Origin of the sequence: Aeromonas sp. QDB20 (assembly GCF_027707805.1) — a bacterium.
GTDB lineage: Bacteria > Pseudomonadota > Gammaproteobacteria > Enterobacterales > Aeromonadaceae > Aeromonas > Aeromonas dhakensis.
In genome coordinates this window covers 1-23,994 of record NZ_JAPCJC010000004.1, presented here as the reverse complement: position 1 = coordinate 23,994, position 23,994 = coordinate 1, and the positions used below count along the sequence as shown (strand labels likewise).

The following is a 23,994-nucleotide window of genomic DNA, read 5'->3' as shown; positions in this document are numbered from 1 at the left end:
CAGGCTAATTCCACCCCATGTGCCAATGGGCAGGATCTTCGAGTTCATGCCAGTCCATCTCCTGTTCCAGCAGCGTGTTGATGTCCTGCATCACCACCTGCTGCAGCTGCCCCTGCGCATCGCGCTGACAGGCCACCACCAGATAGAAACGCTCGGTCAGCTCGTGCTGGCTCTCTTTGGTCCACTTGGAAAACAACAAGGTGTCGGTCGAAAAGGTGTTCATCTCGCTTCACCCTCCAGCTTGACCGTTACCCACAGGAGTACGGGTAACCACCACATCCAGATCACCGCCAGCAGTGCCGCACTGATCCCGATGCCCCAAGGTAAGTGTACTGCCCCCATGGCGGCGCCTGCCACATAGGAGGAGCTGCCGCCGACCATGCCGAACAGCCCCTGCTGCCAGCGCGGCAAGGGCCGCAGCCAGCGCAGGCCGTGGGAGAGAGTCAGGGCAAAGCCGCACCAGAGCAGCACCAGCCAGAGCGGAAAACCGGCGTTGAAATCAAACAGCCCGAGCTGCCAGAGCAGGGCATCGAGCAGGCTGCCGGCCAGGGCAACCAGGATGAGCCGCCAGTCGTGCCAGCGGCGCGGAGAGCAGAGAAAATGAAGCAGCAGCATTGCCAGCAGCGGGCCCGGCTGCCACCACTTCACCGCCAGCAACCAGTAGAGGTTGAACCCCAGCAGATGGGCCCACTGCCACATTATCATCGACCGCCGACGGGCAGATCTCCACTCCAGCCGAGTGGGCCCGGTTTGGCCGCTTCCAGCTGCACCAGGCTGATGGCGCGCTCCCAGAATCCCCCTTCGCAGTAGGCAAAATAGAAGTGCCACAGCCGGATGAAGTCCTGGCTGTAACCCAGGGCTGGCAGCTCGGGGGCCAGCGCCAAGAAGCGCTCGCACCAATCAGCCAGCGTGCGGGCATAGTGGTGGCCGTGATCGTGCAGCCGCACCAGCTGCATGTCGGTCTCGCGCGCCAGCAACCTCGCCATCTGGGAGACGCTTGGCAGGCAGCCGCCGGGGAAGATGTAACGCTGGATGAAATCAACCCCGCGCAGGTACTGGGCATGGCGTTGATCGGCAATGGTGATGGCCTGGATGAGCAGGCGACCGCCCGGCTTGAGCAGCCGCGACAACTGGCGGAAATAGTCCGGCAGGAAGGCGTGGCCCACCGCTTCAATCATCTCGATGGAGACCAGCTTGTCGTAAGTACCCTCCAGCTTGCGGTAGTCCTCCAGCAGCAGGGTGATGCGATCCCCCAGCCCCTCCCGCGCGATCCACTCCTTGGCATAGTCGTGCTGGGCCCGGGAGATGGTGGTAGTGGTCACCCGGCAGCCGTAGTGGCGGGCCGCATAGACGGCGAGGCCGCCCCAGCCGGTACCGATCTCCAGCAGATGATCGTCTGGCCCCAGCTCCAGCCGCTCGCAGATGGTGCGCAGTTTGGCTTGCTGTCCCTCTTCCAGGCTGGCCTCGGCATGGGGATAGATGGCGCTCGAGTACTGCATATGGCTATCGAGAAAGCCCTGATAGAGGCTGTTGCCAAGATCGTAGTGGGCGGCGATGTTGGAGCGCGACCCGGTCAGGGTATTGCGGTTAAACCAGTGACGCACCTTGTTGAACGGGAAGCTGAGCCAGCCGAGGCGCCGCTCCAGACTGTCGAGCAGCGGCAGGTTGCGGGCCAGCAGCCGCACCAGCGCCACCGGATCCGGGCTGGTCCATAGCCCCTCCACCCAGGTTTCCCCGGCAGCGATGCTGCCCCCCAGCAACAGGCGGCGATAGAAGGCCGGATCCTGCACCACCAGCTCGGCGTGCAGATCGGTGCCCGCCACGCCAAAGCTGTGGCGCTCGCCGCCATCCCGCAGCAGCAGCTGGCCATGTTCGAGGCGACCCAGCAGATTGAGCAGCAGTTGCCTGGCCCCCTTGTCGATGAAAGAGGCAGAGAGGGTTGATTGCACAAGTTCCATTAGAGGCTCTCCGGATGGCTAAAAATGGGTGTTCGTTTGATAAAAAGACGCAGGGCCTGCCAGTAGATCCCGAGCAGCACCTTCATGGTCATCCAGGGCCAGCGGGCCAGCAGGGCCACCAGCCCCTTGCGCGACAGCGGCGCCCGGCGCAGCGCCAGGGTGGCGTCAAACAGCTTTGCCTCGCCGGATACGGGATGACTCTCGATGTGGATCAGTGTCTCCTGCGCGGGCGGACGAATGCGCCAGTGGTAACGCATCGCCAGCCCCATGAAGGGGGAGACGTGAAAATCCTTGTCGTGGGGGGCCAGCGCCGCCAGATCCAGCAGGTAGTAGTGGCGCTCGTTCCAGGGGGTGTTCGACACCTCCGCCAACAGATAGCGAGCCTCTCCCTGCCGGTAGCAGAAGTAGAAGTTGACCGGGCTGAAGTAGAACCCCAGACAGCGCACGTTACCGAGCAGCAGCACCCGCCCCTCGGGCTCGGCATCGCCACCCAGTTCGCTCACCTTCTCCCACACCGCCTGCTTGAGCGGCCCCTCGCTGCCACGCAGATAATCGTAACGGCGAAACGAGAGCAGCCCTGCTCGCTCTACCCCGAACCAGCACCCGCGATCGAGTTGTGACAACTCGTCGAGATCCAGCCCCAGCATGAAGAGGCTGTAGGAGAAGGCATGGACGCGCGGCGCGAAGCGGCGATGGCGCACCGACCCCTGCCAGATGGCGCTGAGGGTGCCGCTCATGGCCTCGACACTCGCCTCCTGGCCTGCCAGGCCTGCATCCTTCATAGCTCGGCCCCAAACCGTCTGGCTACGTCCAGCGCGCTGCGCACCCCGTCTTCGTGAAAGCCGTTGTACCAGTAGGCGCCGCAGAAGTGGGTGTGCTGCTGGCCGCAGATCTCGGCCCGCCGCTGCTGGGCGGCGATGGAGGCCTGATTGAACACCGGATGGTGATAGACGAAGCGGCGCAGCACCTTGCACTCGTCCACCTTGCCTTGCGGATTGAGGCTGACGCAGAAGGGCTCTGGCGAGCTCACCCCCTGCAGGATATTCATGTTGTAGCTCACCAGCGGCCGCGCCTCGTCGTTGCCATCGAGCTGATAGTTCCAGCTTGCCCATGCCTTGCGACGGGTAGGCAAGCAGCGCGCATCGGTGTGCAGCCAGACATCGTTGGCCTGATAGGGCATGGCGCCGAGAATGGCCTGCTCCCGCTCGCCCGGGTCCGGCAGCAGCGCCAGCGCCTGATCGCTGTGACAGGCGAGGATCACCTCGTCAAACTGCTCCTCGCCATGGCTGCTCTGGATCAGCACCCCGTCCGCCTGGCGCCGGATCCCCTGCACCGGACAGGCGAGCCGGATCTGCGACTGCCAACCTGCGGTAAGGGGGCCGATATATTCCCGCGAGCCACCCGGGATCACATACCACTGGGGGCGATTGGCCACCTCGAGCAGGCCGTGGTTGGCGAAAAAGCGCAGAAAGAAGCTCAAGGGGAAGGCGCGCATATCGGCCAGGGTCGATGACCAGATAGCGGCTCCCATCGGCAAGATGTAGTGGCGGGCGAAGTAGTCGCTGAACTCACCCACCTGCAGAAAATCCCCCAGGGTCAGCTCGAGACCTGCCCCCTGATGTTGCCCATCGGCCAACCAGGCCCGCGCCTCCCGATTGAAGCGCAGGATCTCGGCGACAAAGCCGTAGAAGCGTGGGCTCAGCAGGTTGCTGCGCTGGGCGAACAGGGTATCCAGGTTGTGGCCGTTGTACTCCAGCCCCTGCGGGCTTTTCACCGAGAAGCTCATCTCGGCCGGCTGCCGCGCCATCCCGATCCGTTCAAGCAGCCTCAGGAAGTTGGGGTAGGTGCGGTCGTTGAAGACGATGAAGCCGGTATCGATGGCATAGCGGCGCCCCGCCTGCTCCACATCGACCGTGGCGGTGTGGCCACCCAGGGTCGGCGCAGCCTCGAACAGAGTGATGTCGTGCAGTTTGTGGAGCAGGAAACCGGCGGTCAGGCCTGAAATGCCGGAGCCGACGATGGCGATCTTTTTCTTCATGAAGGGCGTCCTTTCGATACGAGTGCGCGACCAAGGCGCAGCCAGAGCCCCGTCGGCAGCGCACCGAGCAGGCGCAGCAGCCAGATGAAGCGGCGGGGAAAGTGGATCTGGTGGCGACCGGCGGCGAGCCCCGCCATGATGGCGCGGGAAGCCTCTTCCACCGGCACCAGGCAGGGCATGGGAAAATCATTTTTGGCGGTGAGCGGGGTCTGCACAAAGCCGGGGCGGATCAAGGTCACACCGATCCCTTTGCCGGCCAAATCCAGGCGCAAGGTATCCGCCAGATAGTCGAGGGCCGCCTTGGAGGCGCCATATGCTTCGGCCCTGGGCAGCGGCAGCCAGCTCACCGACGAGCTGACGATGGCAAGGCGCCCGCCCGCACCCAGCAGCGGCAAGAAAGCGGCCAGGGCGTGGCCGGTGGCAATGAGGTTGGTCTCGATGACCCGGGCAAACAGGGCGCCGTCAAACCCCTCGTCCACCGTCATGTACTCGCAGTTACCGGCATTGAGGATCAGCAGGTCGATCCATGGCAAGCCGGCGGCCGCCTCGCTCACGGCGTTTGCAGAGCGCCCGTCAAACTGCAGCGGTGTGATACCGTGGCGCCCCAGTGCCAGCAGCCGCTCGCCATCGCGCCCGCAACCCCACACCTGCCAACCGGCGCGCCGATAATCGAGCGCCAGCTGATAGCCAATGCCGGAGGTGGCGCCGGTTATCAGCACCCGGCCGCTCATGCGCCCAGCCTCCCCTTGATGGTGCGCACCACGGACCCAAGCAGCGGCAACTGCTCGTAGAGCATGGCGCCAAGGTCAAAGTAGTCGCGATGCAGGCACACCTTGCCCGTCTCGTCGAACTCGAGGCGAGTGGCCCCCTCCACCGTCACCGGGGCGCCGCCGCGCAGCCTGGGATGGGAGAAGGTCATGGTCCAGCCGAGCCAGGCCTGGCGCCCCTGCAGTAGCTGGCTGGTGATGACAAAACGGCAGTAGGCCAGGCGCTGATAGAGGGCGGCAAAATAGTCGCCAAGGGCCGCCAACCCCTCGATGCGGTGAGCAGGGTCGGTAAAGACCACCTCGTTTGCGTAGACCTCGGGCAAACGGTGCAGCTCGTCTCTGCTTAGCTGCTGATAGAGGGCCACAAAGCGGGCCAGCGACTCATCCATGCTATTTCTCCAGGGCGCGAAACATCTCGATGGCTCTCACCCGGGCAACGGCGTGATCCACCATGGGGGCCGGATAATCGTGTCGCCCCTTGAGCCGCAACCAGTCGTGGGGCTGGTGCAGATAGGCGGCAGGCAGATCAGCCAGCTCAGAGACCCAGGTACGAATGAACTCCCCTTGCGGATCAAATCGTTGCCCCTGGGTGGTGGGGTTGAAGACCCGGAAATATGGCGCCGCATCGGCGCCGGTGCCCGCCGCCCACTGCCAGCCGCCGTTGTTGGCCGCCAGGTCGCCGTCGATCAGTCGACTCATGAAGTAATCCTCCCCGAGCCGCCAGTGGATGTGCAGATCCTTGGTGAGAAAGCTCGCCACTATCATCCGCAGCCGGTTGTGCATCCAGCCGGTGGCGTTGAGGCAGCGCATCGCCGCATCGACGATGGGGTAGCCGGTACGTCCCTCGCACCAGGCGGCAAAGGCGTCCGGGTCCCAGCTCCACGGCAGGGCCGATGTCTCCGGTTTGAAGGGCCGATTCATGGAAAGGGTCGGGATCAGCACCAGCAGGTGGCGATAGAACTCGCGCCAGATGAGCTCATTGAGCCAGACAAAGCCGGGCTGGGCCTTGGACTGGGGCCGGTAGCCAAGCCGCTGCTGCAGCGCCGCCACGCACTGGCGCGGGCTGATGATGCCGGCCGCCAGATAGGGGGAGAGCACCGAGGTACCCGCGATGGCAGGGAAATCCCGGGTCTCGCCATAGTCGAGCACCGCCTGCTCCAGAAAGTCATTCAGACGGCGGCTGGCCTCGGCCTCCCCCACCGGCCAGCGGGGGTCTGCCGTCAGCTCGCCAAGAGCGGCATCGACGAAGTCCCGCTCGGCCAACGGCTGCCACGGCAGCGGCTCGCCACGAGCAGTGGGCGCGCGATGAATGACGAAACCATCCTCGTCGAGGGCCTTGAGCCAGGCACGGCTGAAGGGGGTGAAAACCTTGAACATCTCGCCAGAGCCGGTCAGCACCCGCCCCGGCGGCAATACGCAGCAGCCGTTGAACCAGTGACAACCAATCCCCTGTTCTGCCAGCGCGGTAGTGACGGCCTGATCCCGGCGCAGCTCGTCGATCTCGATGGCCTGATTGGCGTAGAGCTGGGTTACCCCCAGCTCGCGGCAAAGATCTGCCAGCACCGCCGGCACCTCGGCAAAAGTCTCCACTCGCAGCAGATGCAGCGGGATGCCGAGCGCCGCCAGCTCGCGGCCCAGCGCATCGACCTGAGCCAGCACAAAGCGCTGACGGACGGGGGCCAGCTTGTGCTGCCGCCACTGGGTAGGGGAGAGGATAAAGAGCGCGGCGACCGGTTCATCATTGGCGCAACCGTGACGCAAGGCCGGGTTGTCGGCCAGGCGCAGATCATTGCGAAACCAGACCAGCTTCATGATTTTTTCCTCCCGCGTCCGCCGGCACCAACCGCTGCTGGCATGTCTGCCATCACCTCGGCAAGGCCCGCCTGCCAGCCATGGGCTTGCAGCCACTCGCCATCGTAGAGGCGCCCCAGCTCGCCAAAGAAGCGGGTACCAGCGGGCCAGCCGGCGGCCAGATCCGGCTTGCCAAGGCCGGCCCCCAGCAGCACCAGCCAGGGGGTCACGGTACGCCCCTCCAGCAGGCTGGCATGGCGCGGCTCCACCGCCCCCAGCAGCTGCACCTCATGACCCTGACCGATCAGCTCGTAGGCGGCCCAGACCAGATCGAGCGGGCCCACCTGTCCCCAGCTCGCCAGGGTGACCGGCACGCCCTTCTCCTGCTCGATGAGGTGGCGGGCAAAGCGGATATGCAGCCAACCCAGCCACACCTGTTGCAGCAGCTCGCCATCGGGCCGCTCGCGCCACAGCCCCAGCAAGCGCTCCACCAGCGGCTGCAGCACCCGGCTGCGCACCAGCTCGAACGGGTAGCTCGCCAGCAGGTCATTCAGCTCGGCCTCCGCCTTGCGCTGGTTGAAGGCGAGCAGCGCCTGACTGAACTGCTCCAGGGTCTGCTGCCAGTGGTCGCTCACCGGCTGGGCCTGGGGTTCGCTCAAGAGCCCCTTCACCTGCCCGATGCTCACTCCCCGCTCCAGCCAGCTCAGGATCTCGCCGATCTGGCGAATGTCCTGCTCGCTGTAGAGGCGGTGGCCCTTCTCGGTGCGGGCCGGTTGCACCAGACCGTAGCGGCGCTGCCAGGCGCGCAGGGTCACGGCGTTGACACCGGTGAGGCGGGAGACCTCGCGAATGGGGTAGATCCCCTCCTCCGGAGAAGGAGAAGCGGCGTGTGGTAAATCAGACATAACGGCATCCAGCAAAGGTTGAGAGAGAGGCCCCGGCCATCCGCCGGGACCTGCACAGGATATTCAGAGCCCGTAGCGCAGTTTCAGCGTGTCGGGGTGCGGATTGAGGTACACCTGCTCGGCGAGATAGGGGTTGGGGTACTCGCGCAGGTAGTGGCGGATCAGGGTGAGCGGCACCAGCAGCGGAAAGATACCGGTGCGGTACTTGTCGATGGTGTCGCACAGCTCCTGCTTCTGGGCCGGGGTCAGTACCCGCTTGAAGTAGCCCTGCAGGTGCATCAGCACATTGGTATGACTGCGCCGGTTGGCCCGCAGGGTCAGCGCCGCCATCAGCCCCTTGATGTAGCTGTCGGCCACCTGCTGCAGGTCGGCCCTGGCCAGGTTGCCAAGCAGCTTGCCGAGCGCACGGTAGTGGGTGGTGGCGTGGGAGAGCACCAGGTACTTGTAGCGAGAGTGGAAGCGGATCAGCGCAGAGGCGGTGATGCCGCGCGCGCAGAGCTGCTGCCAGTCGTGGTAGGCAAAGACCCGCAGCACGAAGTTTTCCCGCAGGATGGGATCGCACAGGCGGCCATCCTCCTCCACCGGCAGCAGGGGATTGGCCTCCATCAGCGCCTTGGCAAACAGGCCGACCCCCTCCTTGGCACTCCCCTCGTTGTTGGCGCCATAGATGCGCACCCGCTCCATGCCGCAGCTGGGGGATTTGGCGCAGAGGATGTAGCCGGAGATGAAGTCGAGCTGGCGCGCCTTCTGCTCACTGAAGGCGATGAGCTGGTCAGTGACATCGAAGCTGCCGTTACTCGCCTCGGCACGGATCTCGCCGTTACGCTTCACCAGCCGGATGGCGGCGCGGGGTGCCCCGAGGCCAATGGCCATCTCGGGACAGACGGGGTGATAGTCAAAGTGGGCACCGAGATCCCGCTCGCAGAAGCTGGAACGCTTGTGGCCCCCGTCGAACCGAACCTCCTGCCCCAGCAGGCAGGCGCTGATACCAACCTTGATCTTGTACATGTAATCACTCCTTGTATAAGTCTGAATCAGTTATAGCAGTTATACAAAAAAACGGAAGTTGTATAACTATTGCGGACTGATACGGCGCAAGGGTGAAGGGTGGATCAACCGGAAATGAAAAAACCCATGACCGAAGTCATGGGTAAAAATGAAGACACTACAGGAAGGATGATTAGAAGCTGTACTTCACACCCAGGCTGGTGATGGAACCCTGTTGCAGATCCCACTTACGATAGGTGTAGTCGGCGGTGAGGGCCAGGTTCTGGCTCACCTTGTAGGCAGCGCCCACTTTGAAATCGTGCATGTCGTCGGTCATGTTGGCGTAGCGGTAGGCGGTGGAGAGCTCGACGGCGCCGATGTCGTAGCGCAGGCCGGCCTCACCGTACATGCTGCCGCTGTTCTTGCGGGTGATGACGTCCCAACCGCTGTCTTTGACGTTGGCAGCCACCTGACGCTCCATGGTATAGCCCATCAGGCCCGCTTCCCCATACAGGTTCAGACCTGTGCTGAGCGGGGTGTAGACACCCAGACCCAGGCTGGAGATGCCCATGCTGTCGTTGCCATCGTTGCGGGAGGTGTACTCGCTGCCCAGACGACCGTAGAAGTTGGAACCGAAGCTCTTGGAGAGATCCAGGTTCAGACCGCCGAAGTCGCGGTTGTTGCTATCTTTGCCGCCAATGTAGTCGGACTTGGTGTGCGCCCAGGTCAGACCGCCTTTGGCATAGCTGAAGGCATCCTCAGCCAGAGCGGAAGTAGAAGCGAAACCGGCCAGAACCAGAACAGAAAGTGCAACTTTTTTCATTTTGATGACTCCATCGTTGAGCTAGTTGAGACCTAGCTGGAATGGGGTCATTGTGCAGAGGACGGGGAGAAATGCCGAGCGGCAAGCTGTTGCCAAACCATGTCAGATGTAAGCAACTGTTGCTGGCGGTTACCGGGTTAACAATCAAGACAGGCTCCACGAAGGAGCCTGTTGCATGAGGGATCAGCGGAACTCCACTTCCTCAATCTCGACCCGCACCAGGGGTTTGCCGGTCAGCCCGGCCGGGCGCGGCACCTCCAGCACCATGGAGGGGCGCTGCTGGCCCTTGCGCAGATAGGACTCCGGCAGACGGTTCTCGCCAACCCAGAAGCGGGCCTCCTGCTTGACCAGCTGGGCCCCCTGCTCGCTGAACAGGGTGATGCTGCCGCGCACCCGCACCACGTTGCGGGTGCCGGTGTTGCTCACCATGAATTGCAGTTGCAGGGGATCCGAGCCCTCCAGCTTGGCGAGCTTGACGCCGATCCCGTCCTTGACGGCCTGGGCCAGCAGATCCGGGTTGTTCATCGCCTGCTCGGTCAGCACAGGTACGGCCACCGTGCCCTGCACCGCGCTGCCGTCGGCGGCGGGCTTGAGCAGCAGGTATTCCCAGGTGAAGTCATCGTTGAGCTGCACCTGGCGACCATCCGGCAGGGTCACCTGGGTGAGCGGGGCAGCCTGTGCCAGCAGGGGCGACAAGCAGAGGGCAACCAGCAGACGGGACAAGGGTTTCATAGGGTGATGACTCGCGTCGATGGAAAAGGGCGTCAGTATAAAGAGTCCGCCGCACCTTGCCTATGACCGCACTCACGTTCCTGCCCTCGGTTGCCTAGACCACCAGCTCCTGCCGCTCCTCCGCCGGCATCATGTCCAGGGTCACCAGATCGAAGGCCGTGCTCTTGAGGGCGGTGAGGATATCCGGCTGCAGATCGAACGCCCGGGCTCGCAACCGGGCCGGCAGTCGTACCCGGGCCAGGGTGGTGGCCCGATCGCCCAGGGTATGGAAAAACACCTGTGCCTCCTCCAGCCCCATGTCGGCCAGCATCTGCTCCGCCATGTCCACCATCCGCAGATGACGGCGATCCACCAGCTCGGGATCGGAGAAGCGGTGGCTCAGGCAGCCATGGGCGCTCTTGCCCCAGCGTCCCAGCTGACGCTTGTTGAAGCCGTAGCGAAAGTCCCTGTGGGTCATGCCCTGTTTGGCGAACAGCCAGAGGGTGTTGTCCGGCAGGCTGCCGAAGCGACGCAGATACTCCCGCAGCTCCTCGACCGGCGCGGGCAGCAGCATGGGCAGGTGGCTCCAGTCGGTTTCCAGCGCGGTGAGGTGACAGATGTAACGCACCGGATCGATCACCTCGTTGAGGTGGCGCAGGTGATCGCAGAAGATCATCTCATCGGTCTTGATGACCCGCTGCTCGATGCCGTAACGCTGGCAGTAACGCTTGGCGCGGGCCACTTCCTTGCGGCTGCGGGTCGGGCTGTCCAGGGTGATGGCGCGGATCCGGATGCCGCTGGCGCGGCACAGATCCATGCTGTAGCAGGACTCCAGTCGACCGGAGAAGGAGACCGCCAGTTCGCCGTAGCCAGCCAGGGTCTCGATAAGCGACTGCTCCCTGGTCTGAAAGGTCTGATCGTATCCTCGATTCAGCACAACGATATTGGCATCCATAACAACGGCACCGGATGATGAATTGGGCGCCATTGTGCAGTAATAATCCTGAATAAACCCTTAAAGAATACGGATAAACTAGAATTTAATGATTATTTCATACCAATTATCATCATATTCATCCAGTTTAGTGTCATAAATCCGCAGTTTCGCCTGATGAACCTGGTGCATGCGCAGAAAACCCTCGGCCTGCTCGAGGGAGGCGAACGTCAGCCTGCCCCCCTCGCTGTCGGTGAGGCACTGCATCTCCCCATCCACCTCGACGCAGAGCTGATAACCGCTGCCATCCAGACAGGCGATCAGCAGCCCCGCATCCGGATAGTGACTGAGCCAATTGCGAAACCTGCCGTGTTCCATAACTTACCCCGCGTTCCCGCCCGCTCAGGCCGGCAGGTAACCCTGTGCCACCAGCTGCTGGCGACAACTGTATGCATCGGTAAACACCAGGCCGCCGATCCCCTGCGTCTGTGCAGCGGCCACGTTGGCCGGGCTGTCATCGATGAACAGGCACTGCTCGGCCCGCAGATCGAACGACACCAGCAGATAGCGGTAGATATCCGGCTCCGGCTTCATCATCCGTACCCTTGCCGACACCACCTTGCCGCTGAAGAAGCGCCAGAAATCCTGATGTTGCTCCAGCCAGTCGATGCTGGCATGGCCCATGTTGGAGAGTGCGTAGAGGGTGTGCCCCTCCCCGTGCAGTGCCTCTATCAGGCTCAGCATAGCGGGATCCGGCACAAGGGATGGCGGCACCGCCTGCAAAATGGCCAGATTCTCCGCCGTCGACAGGCCGGTTCGCGCCTGCGCCTGACGGGCCATGGTGTGCAGCGACAGGGTCCCCCGGTCCACTTCCAGCCAGTCGCCATGGTTGAACAGTTGCTCCGCCAGCTGCTCCGCCCCGTGCGGCCCCCGTACCGAGCGCACGATACCGACCGGATCCCAGCTCACCACCACTCGTCCCAGATCGAAAATAATCGCCATTCTCACCTCCAGCTCTCTGCATCATTGCGACGGCAAGCGGGTCCATCCGACACGCATCTGCCCCCGCCGGCTCACGCCCCTACCCTGCCCCGTTCGCCACCCACGGGCAAGTTTTACTTGCATCGCACGGTCAAATCCCTTAATGCTTATGCCGTTACCTCAAGGACACACTCATGCACGCACCATTCTTTTTTGCTTTCTCGTTTATCCGGCCCTCATGAGGGAAGGCCAGTCGTCACGTGAAGCACTCGCGTAAACAGAAAGCAAAGACGAATCGAGCCTCCCCTAGCGGAGGTTTTTTTTTGCAGCCACCACAATCGATTACTTGGATAGGGAACCATCATGGCAACGCTCGACGAGATCAGACAAGACATCACCCAGTTGGATCAGGAGCTGCTCGCCCTGCTGGCCAAACGCAAGACCCTCAGCATCGAGGTCGCCCGCGCCAAGCAGGCCAACCCGCGCCCGATCCGCGATCCCCAGCGCGAGCAGGATCTGCTGGTCGCCCTGATCCAGAAAGGGCGCGGGCTGGGGCTGGATGCCCAGTACATCACCCGCATCTATCACACCATCATCGAAGACTCGGTGCTCTCCCAACAGGCCTATCTGCAGAGCCTGCTCAACCCGGAGCAGCAGGAGCCGATGACCAGCGTCGCCTATCTGGGGCCGCGCGGTTCCTATTCCAGCCTCGCCGCCCGCAAGTACCTGGCCCGCTACAAGGATCAGGTGATCGAGGTAAACTGCCAGAATTTCCGCGAGGTGCTGGATGCGGTGGAGTCGGGCCGCGCCGCCTTTGGCGTGCTGCCCATCGAGAACACCAGCTCGGGCTCCATCAACGAGGTGTACGACGTGATGCAGCACACCAGCCTCTCCATCGTCGGTGAGCTCACCTACCCCATCGAGCACTGCATCCTCACCGCCGTGCCCACCGAGCTGTCCCGCATCAAGACCTTCTACGCCCACCCGCAGGTGTTCCAGCAGTGTTCCCATTACCTCAGCAAGCTGGAAGGGGCGCGCCACGAGATCTGCGACTCCTCCTCCAGCGCCATGATGAAGGTCAAAGAGCTGGCGAGCCCAGAAGCGGCGGCCATCGGCAGCGCAGCCGGCGGCGAGCTGTATGGGCTGGACGTGCTGGCCGAGCAGCTGGCCAACCAGAAGGAGAACTACAGCCGCTTCATCGTGGTGGCGCGCAAGCCCATCGACGTGGCGCCGCAGATCCCGGCCAAGACCACCCTCATCATGTCCACCTCCCAGAAGCCGGGCTCCCTGGTGGAAGCGCTGCTGGTGCTGCGCAACAACGAGATCAACATGACCAAGCTGGAATCCCGGCCGGTGCAGGGCAACCCGTGGGAGGAGATGTTCTACCTGGATGTCTCCGCCAACCTCAACACCCCGTCCATGCAGGCCGCGCTGATGGAGCTGACCAAGATCACCCGCTACATCAAGGTGCTGGGCTGCTACCCGAGCGAAGACGTCAAGCCGACCACTGTACCGCCGGTGCTGATGGGCGGCTGATCCACCAAGGTTGGGCCGGCCCGGGTATCAACCGGCCGACACCGCCCATGAAAAAGGCGACCCTCTGGGGTCGCCTTTTTGTCGTCCATTCGCCGTGGGCACGCCGTCAGAACTGGCCTGCCATCAGCTGGTTGATGTTGTAGAGGGCGCGAGTATCGAGCTCCATCTCGGTGGCATAGGTGTTGCCGCGGGGATAGGAGGCCACCACCCTGGCGCCGCGCACCATGCCCGCCACCGACACGTCCAGCGAGTTGGAGGTCTGGGTCAGGTCCTTGTAGCTGCTCTGGCCGCGCACCTGCTGGCCGTTGAGCTGCTCGGCCAGCTCGCGGTAGGCGTCCATCTTGGAGGCGCGGATGGCCTGCAGCATCTTCTCGGACTGGGAGGGGCCGGGTTGGATGTCGATCACCGCGTAGCCGACCGCCTTGAGTACCGGGAAGTCATCCGGCTTGTTGTTGCCGCCGTAGTTGACCACCCGATTGCCGCCGCTGCACGCCGTCAGCAGCAGGGCCAGCAGGCATCCGAACAGGATTCTCATTGCGTCTACTCCTTTCAGGGCGTCAGGTTGACCAGATGGCCGCCGGGACGCGCCTGGCTGTCACGCATCAGGTAACCGCGGTTGATCGAGGCCCGGCCAAACGAATTGTTGGCACCGAACAGGTATTTCTGCGGGATCATGCTTTGTGCCGTGGTCTCCACCATCTTGGTACGCAGGTCGATGATGCGGGCGTTGACCAGGATCCCCTTGCTGTTGCGGCTGAAGGTGCCGACCAGGATGCGGGAGATGGGCAACCGGGGAGAGAGGTCCTTGTAGTTGCGGCTCAGCACGAAATCCCCCTGCGGCGTCACCTTGATGCTGCCGGTCAGCTTGAAGTCCACCACCACTTCCCCGCGCCGGTTGAGCTCGTAGATGAAACTCTCCTCAATCTGCTGGCCCATCCAGTTGGTGTCCTGCAGGGTATCGAGATCGACGAAGGAGGCGACCGCGATGGGCTCGGTCAGGGTAGTGAGCGACTTGCGCTCCATCAGCTGATCGGTCATGCGAGCCACCAGCCAGTTGAGTTCCATCCCCTGCGCCGCCTGGCGCGGATCACCCAGATCCCGGTTGATGGGGTCGGTGCCGCAACCGGCCAATGCCAGAGCGAGCGCCAACGCCGTGATGAGTTTGTTCATGGATACCTTTCCTGTATCTGCACCTGATTTGTTATCGGTTCGACCGGCCAAAGCTTGAGCCGGGAATGAGGCATGGATCTTGCTAAATATTCGCGGTGTGCTGTGCAACCGGCACGGCTCTGTGATCTGTATCGGCCGGCGACCTCACTTCGACAGGGGTGAATCGCGCCGACCCGCATATTCAAGGTGTTTGTCATGAAATTACCGCTGCTGTTAACCCTGCTGCTGGCCAGTCTGTCGGCCCGGGCCGAGATCATCGAGGCGCAGGGCAGTGCCGCCATCCTAGGCGGGGACGAGGTCTACGCCCGCGAGCAGGCGACCCGCGATGCCTTGCGGCAGGCCCTGCTGGCGAGCGGCGCCGCCGTCTCCAGCATCCAGCGCCTGGAAAACGGCAGCCTGCGCTCCGAGCAGATCCAGATCCGCTCCGGCGGCGACATTCGCCAGTACCGGCTCAAGCGGGAAGAGGTGCGCAACGGCCGCATGTACATCACAGTGATGGCCGACATCCAGGCCGAGCGCCAGATCTGCCAGACCCAGCACTACGCCAAGGATTTGACGCTGGTGCGGCTGCGGCTGCGCTACCCCGAGCAGGCGAGCTACGGCGCCCTCGACGACATGCCCGCAAACCTGTCACGACGCATGTTCGAGGCGCTGGCCAGCGCGCCGCAAGGGGTGGCCGTGCGCCAGTGGCTGGACGAAAACCTGCGCATCGACCCGCTCCACCTGCAGCAGGGGGATCGCAGCGCCCTCGAGGAGATCAAGGCGCTCAGCCTGCGCACCGATAGCCAGTACCTGGTGCTCGGCAGCATCGACGATCTCTCCATCGAGCCGCAGGGCAACCAGCTGACCAGCTGGTATGAAGATCCCATCCGAAACTTTCGCATGCAGCTCTATCTGTTCGACGGCATCAACGGCAGCCTGCTCGGTCGCAAGGAGTACCAGGGCCGGGCCAACTGGACCTTCGCCAAGCGGGATCAGGTGGGCAGCAGCAGCGGCCAGTTCTGGCAGTCGAGCTACGGCCAGGAGGTCAACTACCAGTTGCAGGAGGCGGTGCAGGATCTGGTGGCCCAGCTCAGCTGCGCCCCGGTTACCGCCCGGGTGGTCAGCCAGAACGAGCGTGGCCCCTACATCAATCTGGGCCGCCGCAACGGCGTCCGGCTCGGGGATCAGTTCCGCATCCAGCACGATGCCGATTTCATCGACCCCTACGGCAAGGCACGCATGCTGCGCAACCCAGCCGACGGCCTGTTCGAAGTAGTACAGGTATTCGAGGATGGCGCCATCATCAGCAGCCAGAACAAATATTCGCCGTTTAACATCCAGATCGGCGATCTGGCAGTATTGGAATAAGAATCAAGGGTTTAAAAGGGAGCCGCTTCTTGTATAATGCCGGCCACAAGGTTCCCGTAGCTCAGCAGGATAGAGCGGTCCCCTCCTAAGGGACAGGCCACTGGTTCTTATGTACTATAGGTTTTAGTGCGATAGAAAACATGATAGAGTAGGTTGTGATCGAGGCGTAGCTCAATTGGATAGAGCATCCCCCTCCTAAGGGGAAGGTTGTGGGATCGTGCCCCACCGTCTCGGAATTTTCCTCCATAAAACAATAGGTTGTATGGAAAAAGTAAAGGTGATTCGCTTAAGTGCGTATCACCTTTTTTTTATCTATCAACTCATCTATTGCACTAAGAGCGCAAGCAAACTACTATTGCACTCCATAATGATACGTGCAAAGGTGATTTGGTGCGCAAACTTGCAAAGGTCGCAATTGGCATTGGCTCTCTTGGAATGAAGGGGTATGACCTTCTAGACACTGAGACTGGAGAGAGCATACCTTTCTATGCAGACTATTTGCATACAATAATTTCTGAGCAAGTAGCCAATCAGAAGCGTTCCCAGAACACAATTGACGCAATTGCTGCTGACCTTAAGGTTTTCCTTGAATACGTAATCAACGCTCAGGAGTTGTTCTTTGAGCAAAGTGCGAAGACCAGCAGCACACTACTTGCAGAGATCATACTGTCCTACCCCGATTACCTGACACTCGGCAGCAATTCGTCAGCACCAATCGCACGAGACACGGCTACAGCTACAGGCCATGCCCCAATCAAGCCACAGAGTGCCAATCGCAATCTGAGCTCTGTGAACGGCTTTATTGACGCATCTGCTAACGCTCACCAAAAACTCAAAGAGGCCAAAATGCTAGGTCTCATTGACATAGATGTTCCCTCAGAAAACATCCATGCAGAATTGCTTACACGAAGAAAACTAAGCCTTTCAGAGCGAAAGCGATTACAACAGCAATCCGTTCTTTGCCAGGTAATGCGCGGTGGAGCAAAGTACACAAAAACTCGTTTATTTAGCATTAAAGCCTTGCCAGAAGGCGGACAATCGGCTGAATACAAATACTTCCCTGTATCACATATAGAACCGCTCCTTGATGCAGCCCCGACCTACCGAGATAGAGCTCTATGGGCACTGATGTTTGGTACTGGTCTGCGGGTTAGTGAAGCGACACAGCTTCTTGTTACAGATGTCGATATTGTGAGTGAAACTCTCAACGTTTTCTCTTATCGCAATCGAATCGAGTGCTTCGAAGGCATAAAGGATGAAGATATAAATAGATTATCCTTTAAGGGAAGAGAGACTGAAGAAGCTTACTTTATTTATCCATTCAATAAAATATTTTTTGAGTCCATCACAAAATACCTTCGACTTGAAAGACCAAAAGGTCTCGAACATAACTATCTATTTGTTACTAATTCAAACCGTAGCCGTGGCAGACCGCTTTTCGCAACGTCTAGATCTAATAGAGGGAGTTCGTTTAAAAAGATTCAAGAGACTATAGAGTGTCCATTAAAAAATAATATAGATAAAAGATATACATTACATTCACTCCGGCACTTCTACGGATACTGGCTATTAAATTTCCATAGAACAGCAGATGGACACTCTTTTAGTCTTCTCGAAGTCCAAAATATGATGGGGCATGCAAATATTGAATCAACAAAAAAATATGCAGTTACAGACAAAATAGTAGCTCAAGAAAAAATGAGATTAGCTAATCTTGTTTTGCAAAACAAATCAATTAACAGTGACAAAAATATGCTTTTGGAGCATAAACAAAGAATCATTTCAGATCTGATTGCGGGAACTAAGTAATGAGAATTGATACAAAAATTATAACAAATATTAATGATGCAACAGCTTGTGCTGAAAAATGGTTGCAGCAAGCGTTTGATGACAGTGCTGAATGTAACTGGAAGCATGACCGTAGTGCATATCTTACCAAATTAATATTAGAAAGCCTTAAAATATATAACTGGCTTAAACATATTGAAGACGTATCACTTTATTTCAATAAATATGACAGTTCAACAGAAAACAAGATAAATATGGTCAGGTTTATTCGCGTAAACCATACTCATGGCCAAAACGCAGACTCGATGATCTACCTGATCATTAGCTTTCTGTTTATTCATCTTTCATTTGAAGGGCATATTTCTCTACGCTTCGGGCATCAAATACACCTCCCTGCGACACCAAATGTATTTAGATGGTTCTATTTGCGAGGTTTAATTGTTAGCAGTGTGGCTCATGTTTACATGGCATCCACGCCTCCTAGATATGCAGAGCTAAGAGAGTATTTACCTGAAAAATATAGACCTTTCATAGATGATTTAAGCAATGATAAGCGCTCAACTAGGCAGCGTGCAGCAATGAATATGATAGAGGCGTTAACATACTCTAAAACCAGTTCATTGGATAACGTTTCCGTAGATATACTAATCGAATATTATAATGCTAATGAAGAGGCTGCTAGTTACTACATATCAACAAATGATCTTCAAAACAAAATAAGCACTATCACGTACTTAATTATTTTGGAGATGTTGGACTCAGCAAACGGTTCCACATTGAGAACAGGATATGAAAAAGCAATAGCTAGGAACTCATTAGTCGTAGAATCACCTTTGGATAACAACAAGAAAAAAAATCTTGTCAAGGTTATATCAACCGCCGGTGATGTAACGAAGCTGACTAACAAGTATATTAATACACATGAATATGAAGTTGAATCAACCCTACGAGAAATTTCCGTTATTTCATTTGGTGACTATACGTTTTCAGTTCGAGATAGTTTGTTGAGCTTTCGACCATCTGAACTATCTCATGACGATTACTGGAAGAAAACTCAACTAGATTTTGTAGCATCAGCAACCGAATCTGGAACGAAAAAAGTACGTGAATCTAGGCTGGCATATCTCAATTCATATCTCTTTGACTATCTGCCTACTTTTTTTAGAAGTCACCCAAACATACCTATTAAATACCCTTCCTCTCCTTCAGAATTTCTAAGTTTTGTCTTTGTATCACAATCACATACAATGGAACATGCGCACTTTGGTGAACTAGAGGGAACAATGTATCCAGTTGGACTATTGGATTACATCTACGCTATCACAGAAGAAAAGAGCGCATCAAAAGGGTATTTACAGACCAATGCCGGACGAGATACTGTAGCTTGCATTCAGAGATATTTTGACTATGTTATCGCTAAGTTTTCAGGAATTCCTTCATGTAAATTGGAATCAAACCCAATCTCTGATTTCGACAAAGATTCACACAAGGGGTATTCATATAAGCACACAGTAAAAGAAAAAATTAGTTTAGATTATTGGGTATTACTTCGCACATATCTCTGTGAAGTAACAAAAGCAGTTCTCGATAATGCAGAAAATGTCATTTTCAACAAAGGTAAAAACAAAAATAACTTCAAGGTAAATAAAACTATCGAGTGGTTGGATCACAAGGTTTATATAGAAGGTTTTAATGCATCTTGGTTGAAAGATTTTAATATTGAAGACTGGAAAGATCCGGTTAAGTTTACTCAGTATCATGGACTGGTAAACATGACTGTAATGGCATGGAGCGGTTTGAGAGACTCAAATATTCTATGGCTGGATGTCAGAAACTATTCTCAATGCTGCAAAAATGAATATACAGATGACGATTTTGTAGACTTATACGTCAACACTGACAAGGCGAAGACAGAGCCATATACAAGTCAAATTCCAGGTCATGTTATGCGTCTCCTAGATCGAGCCGCGCGGCTAAGAATGAAAGTTAATAGAGTGGGTTTTAACGAACCAATCCATTACAATGGAGAGAGCTCTTCAAAATGGCCTACGATCCTCCCATTGTTACAAAGAACTCCATTGAATACCTCGCATTATCATAACAGCCAAAGATGCCGCGAGAGCAGTTTCTTATTGCATTTACTGCTTGAGTTTGAAAAGTGCCTTCTAGCACATAACAAAAAAATGATGCTGGAAAATCGAGAACCAATAGATTTTGAATCTTCACTATATTGGCTTCCATTGTATGCAAACCAGGCAACGTTTAGAAACACGAAGAACTTTGTTCATGCGGAACAAGACTACACTGCAACATTGAGAAACAAGTCCACTGGAGTAGGATATGCATTCACTCCACTTAAGCGTGCCGTAATATGGACTCCACATTCTCTCAGGGTCACTTTTGACAGCGTTTGTTCCGTGCTGGCTAGTCCAAAAGCGGTAGGTGATATTTGTACCGGACAGTCAGAAAATGTTGTAGGTTATTACACAATAAATACACATGAGGAATCAGCTTTAATCAGATCAATTCATGATGCAAGTGGTCTTAAAAAGCAATTCCCCCCATCAATTCTAAATCAGAATCGCAATGAAACTGCCAGAATTGCGTCTATCAATGAAATTCGAGTTGATGAAAATGAATACCTAAAAAGGCATGAACAAGGTACAGCCATCAACGACTTCGGTTGCCACAGTATGTCTTCAATCGCAGTTAGCGGTATGCGCTCACCTATTGAGACACTATCTCAAGCATCAGCAAACGAAATATCATTCAACAGAACACACATATGTCCATTTAATAATGAATGCCCTAAAGATGTCATAGCAGCTCTAGCTGGTGAAAAGTGTTGTGCCATCTGTCCTTACGCTATCATCTGCTGTGACCATGCGGTTGCTATTGGCGTTGAATTGAAAAGGCTCGGAGATATTGCAGTAGATTTAACCAAGCAAATAAAAAATGGATCAAATCTCTTGGATGCAGAAAAAGAAAGCCTAAAAAGGGACAGGCAATTAATTATAAAATCAGTTAGTGGGTGGTATGCGCGACATCAGTTTTTGTCCACCCATATTAATTCTCGTAATTTCTATACTGGCTCAAAAAATGATAAATTGGTGAAACATATATCAGGATCTTTTTCGGGTCAAAACATCATGGATAGACTCATCGAGTCAGATGGTGTCAGTACAATGACCTCCCCCAAGCTTGAGCGAGAAGCGATCAAGCTTAATCGCCAACTTACTGCTCTTATGAATAAGAACATTGAAGCTATTGAAATACTGGAAGATAACTCAAATAGCGAAGCAGAAGTAGCCCTTCGGTTAATTAAAATTATATGTGATACGAATAGAATAAATGAAGCTCAACTGGCTAAAAAGCTAACAAATCCAGCTTTGATTACCTCAAGCATCAAAATTGGTGAGTTCAAATGAAAATATCGAATAAAGACAAGGCTAAATCACTACAAGCATATTATTCCGAGACCACTGATGCTCGGGCAGAAAGAATCTCAAAAATATTAATGGAGCTAATCCCTCTTAAAGTAAAGTTCCCTAACAGGACAAAACTAAGTGAATATGTTGCTAAAAAACTTAGCGAAGAGGAAGGGCAACCTGTTGCTAGCTCAACTATACGTAGAAATAAAAAATATGACGATTTATTAATTAAATATCTTGTGAAAGTCAGCCCTGAAACGGTTGCCCACAAAAAAGACCTTGCAATTGAGTTTAATCTTGTCCAACGTAGCTTACAAAAACAAGTTGAGGAGAAGGAACTCATAATAAAAGAGCTAACAAGGAAGCTTAATGAGGCTGATGCTCTACTTGAAAAACGTTTAGCACTTGAATATTCAGAAAAATATTCGATGCAAAAATCCAGAGTAGAAAAGATAGAAGTTTCAGGAGGGGAAACCTACGAGGACTTATTCAATGAACTTTATAAGTTAATTTTAAAGCTTGAATATATAAAATTTGAATTAAAAGATGGCGTTATTTATGACTGGGAGAATGATGAAGCCATTATTAGCAAATCAAAGTTCCCAAAATTCTTTAAATGGTTAGCGAAGAAAATATAGTCTACAGTCCTCTATATCGCCAGACACCGGCCTCAAACCGGTGTCTTTTTACGCTACTTTCGTGCGCCCTTCCTTTTGTATCAATCTCAGAGCCGTCTTCAACATACTGTGGGGTTTCCCTTGCATCATCCTTCCCTGTTTGCCTGCCCCTGCCCATCCTCTAAAGCCCAATGAGCTCGCCTGGGGAGTGGTCATACGTCTAAATCCAATTGGAATTTGATGAAGTTCAAAACAATCAAATGTAAGTGTATGATTTTTCATGGAGGTGTTGTAACTACTGATGTAGTTAAAGCATCCAATTTAACTAAATAAACTGATGCGCTTTTATACATAGATCCACTTGTGGGTAGGATAGAGATGGCAAGAATCCTGATGACTCGTGCTCTTGATGACAACGGCCATATAGTTGATGTCAAAGACGTTGTTAGTGGAAAAGCATGCAATTGCACATGCATCGGTTGTCAGGGCGCTGTCTGGGCTATGAAAGGGCAAGTTAAAGCCCATTATTTTGCTCATGAGCCTAACTCAATCGAGCAGAATTCCTGTACCTGGAAGCCAGAAACAGAAATACATATCTTGGCTAAAGAGGTTTTAGCAACTGACAGGCAGTTGTTGCTGCCTATTGGAACTATCAACCCAATACATAAGAATATAGTCTTTGATGAGATGGTATGTGAGGTTTATGAGGGCCGAGTTATCCCAGATGTAATTGGGTTCATTGATGGAGAGAAGGTTCTCATCGAAGTTGCAGTTACGCACTTTTGTGATCGAGGAAAAATTAAAGAATTAAAAAGGGTGAATGCAACCTGCGTTGAACTTGACCTTAGTGGATTTCGTGTGAAAGGAGAGATAATCTCAAAAGAAGAGATTAGAGATTATCTTAAAAAATGCCCTAAAAAATGGGTGTCTGTGGCTCCTGTTGGCAACTTCTCCGAAATGATGTACTCCCATAATAGGCAGCAGTTATTATCTTTACAGTACCAGTATTCATCGTTGAGCTCGAAGCACCATACTGAGGTTAAAAAACTTAATGCAGAATTCGATGCGATAAAAAATACTCGCGAATCAGAACTAAGTGATATGCAAAGAGTGATTCAACAGGCACGGAATGCGGAAAGGAATGCAAATTCAATTCTTGAACAGTGGGATAGAATAAGGATTGATAAAGAGTCATCCATTTCAAAGATAGAGGATGAAATAATCCTACTAGAAGATAAATATAGAAGTTTTGAAATGGAATTGAAAGAACGTCTTTATCATGTGCAAGATGAAATTGATAAAAAGCAAGACTTACTAAACGACCTTCTTAATTTAGATGAACTTAAAGCTGAATTTCATTCACAAGTTGATGATGTAAATAGAACTATTAAAGCCAAAGAGGCTCAACTTGATGCTGGTGAAGTTGAAATACGCAGGCGTTCAGCTTCCTTAGATCTAATACAGAAGAATTTAAATGATAGCCTCATATCACTACAAGAACGAGAAAATGCTCTAACAGAAAGAGCAAAAAACTTGGCAAGCATAGTTGATCTTAAATCAAGAGAACTGGCTCAAGTAATGCTCTCTCAGTGGATAAAAGAAAAAACGAATGAAATAAAAAAGCTGGAGGAAAAAGAAAGGAGAGCAATTAAAGCCATTGATGATTTAAGAAGGAAGTTCGGTTCTTTCATTAAAATCCCATGACAAAAAGAGGTCTGATTATCACTTGGCTGTTGCTCTCGATATCGTTTGCTAACAGCTCTATGTGATGAGGTAATATAGTGTTTGTACACCGTCTTAGTGTAAAGAAGACACCAGTTAGAAACTGGTGCCTGGAATATACAAAGGATACTGAGTTTTTTAACGATCTGAAATTTCTACATCTGAGGGTACACGCTTCTTGCCCGTAATCATTGCTCGAATCAGGTCGCCCTTAGTTAGATGATCCATCACAATCACAGCCAACACATGAATGAAGATTGCAGCTTGTAAAGCCGTGGCAAAACCACCATGAATCTCTTCCATCACATCATCACCAAACAGATCTTCATAGTTAGTCAAGATCCCTGTTAGAGCGGTGCCGATCAAGCAAGTCAACAACAACATTATCATCAATGAACCAACTGGATTGGTAATCCCCCCGAAAAACTGAGGTGCTCATAAGTAGAATTTTCTCGTATCTTGAACGCAGGAGGTTCTACATGAAA

General features: G+C 55.1%; 24 protein-coding genes, 1 tRNA gene and 1 other annotated feature. Of the genes, 7 read left to right on the top strand and 18 right to left on the bottom strand.

Annotated features, from left to right (window positions below):
* Positions 1-4 precede the first annotated feature (4 nt).
* The 15 genes from PG897_RS05810 to PG897_RS05740 form a co-directional block, all read right to left on the bottom strand.
* A complete protein-coding gene (locus PG897_RS05810) occupies positions 5-223 on the bottom strand; it encodes a TIGR02450 family Trp-rich protein (RefSeq protein ID WP_005303669.1) in 219 nt (72 codons plus the stop codon).
* Positions 220-699 carry a DUF2878 domain-containing protein gene (locus PG897_RS05805; RefSeq protein WP_043171078.1) on the bottom strand — a complete coding sequence of 160 codons (480 nt, stop codon included), beginning with the start codon at positions 697-699 and terminating at the stop codon, positions 220-222. The genes PG897_RS05810 and PG897_RS05805 overlap by 4 nt, the downstream gene beginning before the upstream one ends.
* A gap of 2 nt (positions 700-701) precedes the next feature.
* Positions 702-1,958: an SAM-dependent methyltransferase gene (locus PG897_RS05800; RefSeq protein ID WP_201885093.1), complete on the bottom strand. Its 1,257-nt coding sequence runs from the start codon at positions 1,956-1,958 to the stop codon at positions 702-704.
* Positions 1,958-2,740, bottom strand: a complete 783-nt coding sequence (locus PG897_RS05795; RefSeq protein WP_201885094.1) for a DUF1365 domain-containing protein — start codon at positions 2,738-2,740, stop codon at positions 1,958-1,960. The genes PG897_RS05800 and PG897_RS05795 overlap by 1 nt, the downstream gene beginning before the upstream one ends.
* Positions 2,737-3,996: an NAD(P)/FAD-dependent oxidoreductase gene (locus tag PG897_RS05790; protein WP_201885095.1), complete on the bottom strand. Its 1,260-nt coding sequence runs from the start codon at positions 3,994-3,996 to the stop codon at positions 2,737-2,739. The genes PG897_RS05795 and PG897_RS05790 overlap by 4 nt, the downstream gene beginning before the upstream one ends.
* Entirely contained in the window at positions 3,993-4,727 is a 735-nt protein-coding gene (locus PG897_RS05785) for an SDR family NAD(P)-dependent oxidoreductase (RefSeq protein ID WP_201885096.1), read from the bottom strand. Before PG897_RS05785 ends, PG897_RS05790 begins: the two co-directional genes overlap by 4 nt.
* Positions 4,724-5,152, bottom strand: coding sequence for a nuclear transport factor 2 family protein (locus tag PG897_RS05780; protein WP_126882451.1), 429 nt, complete (start codon positions 5,150-5,152; stop codon positions 4,724-4,726). The genes PG897_RS05785 and PG897_RS05780 overlap by 4 nt, the downstream gene beginning before the upstream one ends.
* 1 nt (position 5,153) lies before the next feature.
* Positions 5,154-6,575, bottom strand: a complete 1,422-nt coding sequence (gene phrB, locus PG897_RS05775) for a deoxyribodipyrimidine photo-lyase (protein ID WP_065017505.1) — start codon at positions 6,573-6,575, stop codon at positions 5,154-5,156.
* Positions 6,572-7,459: a MerR family transcriptional regulator gene (locus tag PG897_RS05770; protein ID WP_201885097.1), complete on the bottom strand. Its 888-nt coding sequence runs from the start codon at positions 7,457-7,459 to the stop codon at positions 6,572-6,574. Before PG897_RS05770 ends, phrB begins: the two co-directional genes overlap by 4 nt.
* A gap of 63 nt (positions 7,460-7,522) precedes the next feature.
* Positions 7,523-8,467 carry a YbgA family protein gene (locus PG897_RS05765; RefSeq protein ID WP_201885098.1) on the bottom strand — a complete coding sequence of 315 codons (945 nt, stop codon included), beginning with the start codon at positions 8,465-8,467 and terminating at the stop codon, positions 7,523-7,525.
* A 172-nt stretch (positions 8,468-8,639) separates the two neighbouring features.
* Entirely contained in the window at positions 8,640-9,269 is a 630-nt protein-coding gene (locus tag PG897_RS05760) for an outer membrane beta-barrel protein (RefSeq protein ID WP_005303698.1), read from the bottom strand.
* Positions 9,270-9,452: 183 nt separating this feature from the next.
* Positions 9,453-10,001 (bottom strand): DUF3157 family protein, encoded by a 549-nt coding sequence (locus tag PG897_RS05755; RefSeq protein ID WP_010634841.1) that lies wholly within the window; start codon positions 9,999-10,001, stop codon positions 9,453-9,455.
* A 94-nt stretch (positions 10,002-10,095) separates the two neighbouring features.
* Entirely contained in the window at positions 10,096-10,968 is an 873-nt protein-coding gene (locus tag PG897_RS05750) for a hypothetical protein (protein WP_017784403.1), read from the bottom strand.
* Positions 10,969-11,013: 45 nt separating this feature from the next.
* Positions 11,014-11,292 carry a DUF6482 family protein gene (locus tag PG897_RS05745; RefSeq protein ID WP_201885099.1) on the bottom strand — a complete coding sequence of 93 codons (279 nt, stop codon included), beginning with the start codon at positions 11,290-11,292 and terminating at the stop codon, positions 11,014-11,016.
* Between the two features lie 24 nt (positions 11,293-11,316).
* A complete protein-coding gene (locus PG897_RS05740; RefSeq protein WP_005303711.1) occupies positions 11,317-11,916 on the bottom strand; it encodes an HAD family hydrolase in 600 nt (199 codons plus the stop codon).
* A gap of 169 nt (positions 11,917-12,085) precedes the next feature.
* Positions 12,086-12,220, top strand: a sequence feature (Phe leader region).
* Between the two features lie 38 nt (positions 12,221-12,258).
* On the opposite strand from PG897_RS05740, the gene pheA reads away from it, so the two are divergent.
* Complete coding sequence (gene pheA / locus PG897_RS05735; protein ID WP_017763932.1) at positions 12,259-13,431, top strand: prephenate dehydratase; 1,173 nt, start codon at positions 12,259-12,261, stop codon at positions 13,429-13,431.
* Between the two features lie 106 nt (positions 13,432-13,537).
* Here the strand turns inward: pheA and PG897_RS05730 are convergent, their stop codons facing one another.
* The gene (locus PG897_RS05730) at positions 13,538-13,966 is read right to left on the bottom strand and encodes an LPP20 family lipoprotein (protein WP_005303718.1); all 429 of its coding nucleotides are present in this window, start codon (positions 13,964-13,966) and stop codon (positions 13,538-13,540) included.
* A 14-nt stretch (positions 13,967-13,980) separates the two neighbouring features.
* Entirely contained in the window at positions 13,981-14,601 is a 621-nt protein-coding gene (locus PG897_RS05725; RefSeq protein ID WP_005303721.1) for a FlgO family outer membrane protein, read from the bottom strand.
* A 195-nt stretch (positions 14,602-14,796) separates the two neighbouring features.
* Here PG897_RS05725 and PG897_RS05720 point away from each other — a divergent pair, with 195 nt between their 5' ends.
* From PG897_RS05720 to PG897_RS05695, 6 genes are all read left to right on the top strand, one after another.
* A complete protein-coding gene (locus PG897_RS05720) occupies positions 14,797-15,951 on the top strand; it encodes a flagellar assembly protein FlgT (protein ID WP_010634842.1) in 1,155 nt (384 codons plus the stop codon).
* 160 nt (positions 15,952-16,111) lie between these two features.
* Positions 16,112-16,185: transfer RNA gene (locus PG897_RS05715), tRNA-Arg, on the top strand.
* A gap of 156 nt (positions 16,186-16,341) precedes the next feature.
* Positions 16,342-17,760 carry a tyrosine-type recombinase/integrase gene (locus PG897_RS05710; protein WP_270828785.1) on the top strand — a complete coding sequence of 473 codons (1,419 nt, stop codon included), beginning with the start codon at positions 16,342-16,344 and terminating at the stop codon, positions 17,758-17,760.
* Positions 17,760-21,167, top strand: coding sequence for a hypothetical protein (locus PG897_RS05705; RefSeq protein WP_270828784.1), 3,408 nt, complete (start codon positions 17,760-17,762; stop codon positions 21,165-21,167). Before PG897_RS05710 ends, PG897_RS05705 begins: the two co-directional genes overlap by 1 nt.
* Complete coding sequence (locus PG897_RS05700) at positions 21,164-21,808, top strand: hypothetical protein (protein WP_270828783.1); 645 nt, start codon at positions 21,164-21,166, stop codon at positions 21,806-21,808. Before PG897_RS05705 ends, PG897_RS05700 begins: the two co-directional genes overlap by 4 nt.
* A gap of 357 nt (positions 21,809-22,165) precedes the next feature.
* A complete protein-coding gene (locus PG897_RS05695; RefSeq protein ID WP_270828782.1) occupies positions 22,166-23,491 on the top strand; it encodes a hypothetical protein in 1,326 nt (441 codons plus the stop codon).
* Positions 23,492-23,647: 156 nt separating this feature from the next.
* On the opposite strand, the gene PG897_RS05690 is transcribed toward PG897_RS05695, so the two are convergent.
* Positions 23,648-23,923, bottom strand: a complete 276-nt coding sequence (locus PG897_RS05690; RefSeq protein WP_270828826.1) for a cytochrome b/b6 domain-containing protein — start codon at positions 23,921-23,923, stop codon at positions 23,648-23,650.
* Positions 23,924-23,994 lie beyond the last annotated feature (71 nt).

Coding starts and splice junctions, on each gene's coding strand:
- PG897_RS05695 (WP_270828782.1), top strand. CDS start 22,166: ATGGCAAGAATCCTGATGACTCGTGCTCTTGATGACAACGGCCATATA.
- PG897_RS05805 (WP_043171078.1), bottom strand. CDS start 699: ATGTGGCAGTGGGCCCATCTGCTGGGGTTCAACCTCTACTGGTTGCTG.
- PG897_RS05740 (WP_005303711.1), bottom strand. CDS start 11,916: ATGGCGATTATTTTCGATCTGGGACGAGTGGTGGTGAGCTGGGATCCG.
- PG897_RS05730 (WP_005303718.1), bottom strand. CDS start 13,966: ATGAGAATCCTGTTCGGATGCCTGCTGGCCCTGCTGCTGACGGCGTGC.
- PG897_RS05800 (WP_201885093.1), bottom strand. CDS start 1,958: ATGGAACTTGTGCAATCAACCCTCTCTGCCTCTTTCATCGACAAGGGG.
- PG897_RS05725 (WP_005303721.1), bottom strand. CDS start 14,601: ATGAACAAACTCATCACGGCGTTGGCGCTCGCTCTGGCATTGGCCGGT.
- PG897_RS05705 (WP_270828784.1), top strand. CDS start 17,760: ATGAGAATTGATACAAAAATTATAACAAATATTAATGATGCAACAGCT.
- PG897_RS05790 (WP_201885095.1), bottom strand. CDS start 3,996: ATGAAGAAAAAGATCGCCATCGTCGGCTCCGGCATTTCAGGCCTGACC.
- PG897_RS05720 (WP_010634842.1), top strand. CDS start 14,797: ATGAAATTACCGCTGCTGTTAACCCTGCTGCTGGCCAGTCTGTCGGCC.
- PG897_RS05700 (WP_270828783.1), top strand. CDS start 21,164: ATGAAAATATCGAATAAAGACAAGGCTAAATCACTACAAGCATATTAT.
- PG897_RS05765 (WP_201885098.1), bottom strand. CDS start 8,467: ATGTACAAGATCAAGGTTGGTATCAGCGCCTGCCTGCTGGGGCAGGAG.
- PG897_RS05745 (WP_201885099.1), bottom strand. CDS start 11,292: ATGGAACACGGCAGGTTTCGCAATTGGCTCAGTCACTATCCGGATGCG.
- PG897_RS05770 (WP_201885097.1), bottom strand. CDS start 7,459: ATGTCTGATTTACCACACGCCGCTTCTCCTTCTCCGGAGGAGGGGATC.
- phrB (WP_065017505.1), bottom strand. CDS start 6,575: ATGAAGCTGGTCTGGTTTCGCAATGATCTGCGCCTGGCCGACAACCCG.
- PG897_RS05780 (WP_126882451.1), bottom strand. CDS start 5,152: ATGGATGAGTCGCTGGCCCGCTTTGTGGCCCTCTATCAGCAGCTAAGC.
- PG897_RS05810 (WP_005303669.1), bottom strand. CDS start 223: ATGAACACCTTTTCGACCGACACCTTGTTGTTTTCCAAGTGGACCAAA.
- pheA (WP_017763932.1), top strand. CDS start 12,259: ATGGCAACGCTCGACGAGATCAGACAAGACATCACCCAGTTGGATCAG.
- PG897_RS05760 (WP_005303698.1), bottom strand. CDS start 9,269: ATGAAAAAAGTTGCACTTTCTGTTCTGGTTCTGGCCGGTTTCGCTTCT.
- PG897_RS05750 (WP_017784403.1), bottom strand. CDS start 10,968: ATGGCGCCCAATTCATCATCCGGTGCCGTTGTTATGGATGCCAATATC.
- PG897_RS05795 (WP_201885094.1), bottom strand. CDS start 2,740: ATGAAGGATGCAGGCCTGGCAGGCCAGGAGGCGAGTGTCGAGGCCATG.
- PG897_RS05785 (WP_201885096.1), bottom strand. CDS start 4,727: ATGAGCGGCCGGGTGCTGATAACCGGCGCCACCTCCGGCATTGGCTAT.
- PG897_RS05755 (WP_010634841.1), bottom strand. CDS start 10,001: ATGAAACCCTTGTCCCGTCTGCTGGTTGCCCTCTGCTTGTCGCCCCTG.